The organism is Promicromonospora sp. NPDC060204 (assembly GCF_042728455.1).
Classification (GTDB): Bacteria; Actinomycetota; Actinomycetes; order Actinomycetales; family Cellulomonadaceae; genus Promicromonospora.
The window spans coordinates 1-6,895 of the sequence record NZ_JBHWZO010000305.1 but is presented as its reverse complement, the minus strand read 5'-3'; the positions used below and the strand labels follow the sequence as shown (position 1 = coordinate 6,895).

Here is a 6,895-nt window from a genome sequence, read left to right as displayed (position 1 = left end):
GGTCCCTCGGGGGACCTGCACGTCTGACACGGGCGGGGGTGTGGTCAGCGGCCTGCCGGGGTGAGCTCGATGCGGTCCAGGTTCCAGTTCTGGTACGCGTCCTCGGGCAGGGCGATGCGCAGCGTGTGCGTGCCCTTCGTGAGGCGTTGCGTGACGCCGCTGGGCTGGAGCACCTGCTTGGCGTGGCTGGTCGTGTTCCGGACGTCGACGCGGGCGCTCGGCGCGCCGTCGTCGAACGCCACGGTGTACGCGCCGGCGGGCGAGTACGGCGACGACGCCCGCACCGCGACCTCGTAGGTACCGGTCTTCGGCACCTCGACGGAGTAGGTGAGCCACTCGCCGCCGCGCATCCAGCCGAGGCTGACGGCGCCGTCCAGGTCCTGGATGTCCACACCTTCGCCCGGGCGCATCTGCAGGTTGCTGCGGTTGGCGGGCTCCAGGTCGTGGTACCCGACGCCCTCGCCGGGCAGGAAGTCCTCGGCCTGGACGCGGACGGCGCCGCGCGGCAGCGGGTCGCCCTCGCCGGTGCGGAGCCAGCTCTCCAGCTTCTCGACGTCGTCGGTCTGGAAGATCGTCGTGTGGTACCCGTCCACCAGGGCCTCCCAGCCGCGCAGCGGGTCGATGAGCGAGGCCTCGTCGGTCATCCGCTCCGACAGGCCGTTCCACATCGTGTTGCTCCAGACGCGGCTCCCGCTCGCGACCTTGTCCAGGAACGGGCGGCGCGCGACGACGTCGGCCGTGCTGTCGAAGTTGACCTCGTAGGCCACGGGCTGGTCGGCGCCGAACTTCTCGACGTCCGCCACGTTCGTGTCGGTGACCATGTGCATGTAGACGGCGCCGTGGTGCGCGGCCCGGAACTCCTGGACCTGCTCGACGGGCGCGTCCGACTTGTACAGGCCGTTGCGGACCGTGCCGGTCTCGGTCAGCACCGCCCAGATCTCCTCGCGGAACGGCCAGCCCTTGTCGAGGTTGACCAGGCCGCGGTCCTTCGCAAGGAGCATCGCCTGCTCCAGCGTGGGGATCCGCTCGTCGGTCAGCGCGGCCTGCGCGCCGCCGAGGCCCGCGCGCAGCCGGAGCCCCTCGATCTGCTCCAGCGTCAGGCTGTCCACGCGGCCGGTCCCGTTCGTGGTGCGGTCCACGGTCGTGTCGTGCATGAGCACGGGGACGCCGTCGGCGGTGAGCTGGACGTCCAGCTCGACGATCTCCGCGCCGTCCGCGAACGCGGCCAGGATCGCGGGGGCGCTGTTCTCGGGGGCCGCGCGCCACTGCGCACGGTGGGCCGCGGTGAGGATCTTCGCGTTCGGGCCGTGGTCCAGCAGGTCGCGGTAGGCGCGTTCGGCGGGGGTGCCGCCGCCGTGGCCCTGGCCGCCGAACGCGGCGGGGGCGGCCGACGACGCCAGGGCGTCCCCGGTACCGACGTGCTGGGTCCCGGCGTGCTGGGCGCCGGCGCCGAGCACCGAGGCGGTGGCCCCGGACAGCACCAGCGCGGCCGTCGTGACGACGGCCCCGACGCGGGTACGGATGCGTGAGTTCATGGGCCCGACTCTGGTGGTGGTGCCGGCCGCCGGGGCGAAGCGCACACGGCGGCCGGCTGAACACTCGCTGAACGTCAGCCCTGCGCGCAGGTCACACGGGCGTCGGCCCAGTCGGCGTGGTCGAAGTTCTTGCCGTCCGGACCCTCGTCGGCGACCAGGCGCAGGCGGCGCACGCCCGTGACGTCGACGTCGAGCGGCACGCCGCCGTCGTCGTTGGACAGGACCGGGGTCTCGGCGAGCAGCACGCCGTCGCCGTAGACGGCGAACCGCACGGAGCCGACGCCGGTGTCGCCGGGCTTGTCGAGCACCTCGTCGTCGATCCCGACGACGGCCGTGAACGCCGTGCAGGCGCCGCCGAGCCAGGCGGTCACCGAGCCGGTCGCGTGCATGCCGATGCCCTTGGCGTAGGTGGTGCCCGCGATCCGCAGCGGCGCGCCGTCGCCGCCGGCGGCCTCGCCGTTGGAGCGGTCGCGCTCGACCGGGCCGTAGCCGTTGCTCTGTTCGGTCCAGTCGAGGTCGGAGACGTAGGGGTTGCCGGTCGGGGCGGGCGGCGTGACCCAGAGCGTGGTCTGGCTCGCGGCGACGTGGTCGCCGCCGCCACCGGGCGCGCCCGCGGCCCGGTAGTCGACGTCGACCGGCACCTCGAACGTGCCCGTCGCGCCGTCGGCGGGCACCCGGACCTGCCACGTGAAGCGCGCGGTCTGCCCGGCGGCGAGCCGCGCCACGGTGCGGGTGCCCTGGTCCGCGGACCAGCCCTCGGGCAGGTCGGGCGTCAGTCGTACGCGCGTGACGGCGCGGTCCGCCACCGTGAACGCGGCCGTGACCGCCACGGTGCTGCCGGGCTCGACGTCGGCCTGCTCCGGGTCGACCGTGATCGTGGCGTCCGGCCGGGCCTCCAGCGGCTCCAGGCACGACTCCCGGTCCCCGGTCGCCGCGCACACGACGGCGACGAAGCCGCCGTTGTCCGCCGTCGGGACCCGCAGCGTGTCCGCGGCCGTGGTGCGCACGGTCGAGTGCACGGTGGCCGACCCGTTCGTGCCGTCGTCCGTCAGCAGGTCGACAACCACCTTGGACCCGCGCGCGAGGCCCGCCAGCGGGAGCCGCAGCGGCTCGCCCGAGCCCGCGCGCATGCCGCCCACGAACCAGCGGTCCCCGGAGCGACGCGCGAGCACCGCGTCCTTGCCCGGCGTGCCGCTGAGCAGCCGCGCCTCGTCCCAGGTCGTGGGGAGGTTCCGCAGGAACGGCAGCGCGTTCGGCTCGTCGTCGTACCCCTCGGGCTTGTCCGAGATGTGCTGCCAGCCCGACTCGTAGACGACCGCCATCGCCGCCTGCTGCGCCTTGGACGTCCTGGCGTTGTCGCGGGAGAAGACCACCGGCGTGAAGTCCATCGACCCGAGCACGTTGCGCGTGAACGGCACGATGAGGCTGCGCTCGGGGCTGATCCCGTTCTCCATGCCGCGCACGGCCTCGTAGCTCATGATGTGCGGCCAGGTGCGCTGCATCCCGGTGGGCAGGGCGGCGCCGTGGAAGTTGACCATCAGCTCGTACCGGGCGGTGTCGCGCGCGACGTCGTCGTACCACTGGTGGATCTCCTGCGAGTCGGAGTCCATGAAGTCGACCTTGATGCCGCTCACGCCCCACGACCTCAGCCGCGGCAGCCACTCGTCGCGCTGCTCCTGGGTGCGCAGGTCACGGCTGTGGAACCAGACGATCACGTCGACGCCGCGGGTGTGCGCGTAGCGGACCGTGCGCGGCACCCAGCTCGCGTCCCAGCCCTCGTCGAGCAGCACGTACTCCCAGCCGTTGCGCGCGGACAGGTCCACGAAGTCCCGCTGGCGCGCCTCGTCGCGCGGGCTGCTCCCGTCGGTCAGCCAGCTCCAGCTCGACCGGCCCGGCCGGATCCAGTCCGCGCCCGGGTCCAGGGCGGCGGGCGTCGCGAGGTCGTCGACCAGCGTGGAGCCGACGACGCCGGCCAGGTCGCCGACGATCGCGACCCGCCAGGGCGTCGACAGGTCGCCCGTCGTGGTGACGGGGCGGCCCTCGAAGAGGTCGACGCCGTACCGCAGCGAGCCGGCCTCGTGGGTGAGGTGCGAGCCCGAGTAGTCGCCGTGCAGGTCGGCCTCCGTGACCAGCACGTACCGGTCGCCCTGCCCGAACAGCACCGGGTACCCGACGCTGCCGGAGCCGTTGCCCGCCGCGGCGGTCGTCGTGCTCCACTCCGCCTCGTAGTTGACGGCGTAGGAGCGCTGCATCCACGCCGGGCCGTCCGCGGCCGGCTCCCACGCGCCGGACTCGTCGTCGACCCGGTGCTCGCCCGGTCCGTCCAGCAGGTAGCGGTAGGCGACGCCGTCGTCGGACACGCGGACCGCGATCCGCAGCCGCGCGCCGGCCGGGTCGGCGAACGTGAACACGGACTCGCGGTGGGTGTAGCTGCGGCGCTCGCGCTTGCCGGTGCTCATCGAGTAGGTGTCGGAGACGGTGCGGTCCTGCCGGCCTGCGAACGTCAGGCCGGTGGTCAGGTCGCCGTCGCTGCCCCGCAGACCCAGCTGCGTGGCCGAGAGCACCGTGTCGCCGTCGGCGAGCACGTCGAGCGCCACCTGCCCGGCGGCGTCCAGGCGCAGCAGCCCGTCCAGGTGCGAGCCGCGCGGGCCCTCCACCCGCCAGCTCGACGCCGTCCCGCCCGCCGGGGCCAGGCCGATGCCGTCTGCCGGAGTACCGCCCGCCGGGGCGGCGCTCGCGCTGCCCGCGACGACCAGGCCGCTCGCGACGAGGGCGACGGCTGACACCGCTGTCACCAGATGGAGAGCAGGACGGAACGCTGGTACGAGCTTCACGAGGTCTCCCTTGACTTCGGTCCGGCACCGACGTCGGCCCGGTGCGCCGCCCAGAAGGCTAGGCGGCGCACCGGACCAGGTCAACAGGCGTTCTCGCAGGTCCTGCTGCTGCTACTGGCGCCCCGGGCGCAGGTCGAGGCGGCGCAGGAGCTGGGCGTTGAGCGCCACGACCACGGTCGACAGCGACATCAGGACGGCGCCCGCCGACATCGGCATCACGAAGCCGATCGGCGCCAGCACGCCCGCGGCCAGCGGCACCGAGATCAGGTTGTACCCGGCCGCCCACCACAGGTTCTGCTTCATCTTGCGGTAGCTGGCCCGCGACAGCTCGATCACGGACAGCACGGACCGGGGGTCGTCGCTGGCGAGGATGACACCGGCGGACGCGATCGCCACGTCGGTGCCGGCCCCGATCGCGATGCCGACGTCGGCCTGGGCGAGCGCCGGGGCGTCGTTCACGCCGTCGCCGACCATCGCGACCTTGCGGCCCTCGGCCTGGAGCTGCGCCACCTTGGCGGACTTGTCCTCCGGCCGGACGCCGGCGAAGAACCGGTCCACGCCGAGCTGGTGCGCCACGGACTGGGCCACGGCCTCGGCGTCGCCGGTGATCATGACCACCTGGACGCCCCGGTCGTGCAGCGCGCGGACGGCGTCCGCGGACTCGGCCCGTACCTCGTCGGCGAGCTTGATGGCGCCGACCACCGCGCCGTCGCGCAGCACGTGCAGGATGATCGCGCCGTCCTTGCGCCAGGTTTCTGCCACCGCCAGCTCGTCCTGCCGGTTCTCCTCCAGCAGGCGCGGCCCGCCGACGCGGATCTCGTGCCCGTCGACGGTGGCCGTCACGCCCACGGCGGGCGACGAGGCGAAGCCGGTCGCGCGCGGGACCGTGAGGCCCCGCTCCTGCGCCGCCCGCACGATCGCCCGGGCCAGCGGGTGCTCGCTGTCCGACTCGGCGGCAGCCGCGAGCGCCAGCAGCCTGTCGGCGTCGAGGCCTGCCTGGCCGGAGGCCCCGGCACCCTGCGCGTCGGGCTGAATGCCGCCGTGCTGCGTGTCGGCCGGCTGGACGTCGGCGACCGTGGGCTCGCCCTTGGTCAGGGTGCCGGTCTTGTCGAACAGCACGGTGTCGACGGTGCGCATGCTCTCCAGCGCCAGACGGTCCTTGATCAGCACGCCGCCCCGGGCGGCACGCTCCGTGGCGATCGAGACGACGAGCGGGATCGCAAGGCCCAGCGCGTGGGGGCAGGCGATGACGAGCACGGTCACGGTGCGGATCACGGCGTCGTCGGGCAGGCCGAGCAGGGTCCAGACGACGGCGGTGACCGCGGCCGAGCCCAGCGCGAACCAGAACAGCCAGCCCGCGGCGGTGTCGGCGAGGCGCTGCGCGCGCGAGGAGGAGGCCTGGGCCTCGGCGACCAGCCGCTGGATGCCGGCCAGGGCGGTGTCGTCGCCGGTGGCGGTCACCTCGACGCGCAGGCCGGAGTCGGTGGCGACGGTGCCGGCGGTCACGGGTTCGCCGGGGCCGCGCGGGACGGTGCGCGACTCCCCCGTCACCATGGACTCGTCCATCTCCGCCCGGCCGTCGACGACGCGCCCGTCGGCGGGGATGCTCCCACCCGGCCGCACCACGACGACGTCGCCGACCACGAGTTCGGCCGGCGCGACCTTGACGACCTGGTCGCCGTCGACCCGCTCGGCCTCGTCCGGCAGCAGCGCCGCGAGCGAGTCCAGGGCCGACGTCGTCTGCGCGAGCGAGCGCATCTCGATCCAGTGGCCCAGCAGCATGATCACGATCAGGAGCGCGAGCTCCCACCAGAAGTCGAGCTGGTGGTCGAGCAGCCCCAGGCTGGCGCCCAGTGACGCGACGAACGCGACCGTGATGGCGAGGCCGATCAGCAGCATCATCCCGGGCTTGCGGGAGCGCAGCTCGGAGACGGCGCCGGTGAGGAACGGCGAGCCGCCCCAGACGTACATGACGGTACCGAGCACCGGCGGGATCGCCGTGGCCCAGGCGGCGTCGGGCAGCTCGTAGCCCAGGATCATCGCGAACATGCCGGAGAACGCGACGACCGGCACCGCCAGGACGAGCATGATCCAGAACAGCCGCCGGAACTGGCCGACGTGGTCGCCGTGCCCGCCGTGGCCCATGTGGCCGGCGTGTTCGTCGTGGCCGGCGTGGGTGTCGTGACCGGCGTGCTCGTCATGGCCCGTGTGGTCGGTGTCGTGGCCTGCATGCTCGCCGGTGGGGGTACTTCCGTGCGCCGCGTGCTCCTCGTGCGACATGTGCTCGTGGTGCGCGCGCTCGTGGTCCGCGTGCTCGTCGGGCACGGCGGGGCCGGGTGCGACAGGCTGCACGGTGGGGTGCTGGTGTGGCTCGTTCATGGATCGGCTCCTGGGTTGAGCAGAGCATGCCCGGTGGGGCAGCAACACCTCATGTATACCCCTAGGGGGTATCGACGTCAAGCGTCCGGCCTCCCGGCAGCCGAGGATCCAGGAGCGCCCACGACAACGAGGTGTGTTGCTGTGCGT

Annotated in this window: 3 protein-coding genes; all 3 read right to left on the bottom strand. The window is 73.6% G+C overall.

Annotated elements, in window-relative coordinates:
- Positions 1–44: 44 nt before the first annotated feature.
- Positions 45–1,535: a glycerophosphodiester phosphodiesterase family protein gene (locus ACFWEJ_RS25600; protein WP_377231994.1), complete on the bottom strand. Its 1,491-nt coding sequence runs from the start codon at positions 1,533–1,535 to the stop codon at positions 45–47.
- Positions 1,536–1,609: 74 nt separating this feature from the next.
- Positions 1,610–4,321 carry a glycoside hydrolase family 97 catalytic domain-containing protein gene (locus ACFWEJ_RS25595; RefSeq protein ID WP_377231993.1) on the bottom strand — a complete coding sequence of 904 codons (2,712 nt, stop codon included), beginning with the start codon at positions 4,319–4,321 and terminating at the stop codon, positions 1,610–1,612.
- A gap of 159 nt (positions 4,322–4,480) precedes the next feature.
- Positions 4,481–6,748, bottom strand: coding sequence for a heavy metal translocating P-type ATPase (locus ACFWEJ_RS25590; protein ID WP_377231992.1), 2,268 nt, complete (start codon positions 6,746–6,748; stop codon positions 4,481–4,483).
- Between the last annotated feature and the right edge of the window lie 147 nt (positions 6,749–6,895).

Coding starts and splice junctions, on each gene's coding strand:
- ACFWEJ_RS25590 (WP_377231992.1), bottom strand. CDS start 6,748: ATGAACGAGCCACACCAGCACCCCACCGTGCAGCCTGTCGCACCCGGC.
- ACFWEJ_RS25600 (WP_377231994.1), bottom strand. CDS start 1,535: ATGAACTCACGCATCCGTACCCGCGTCGGGGCCGTCGTCACGACGGCC.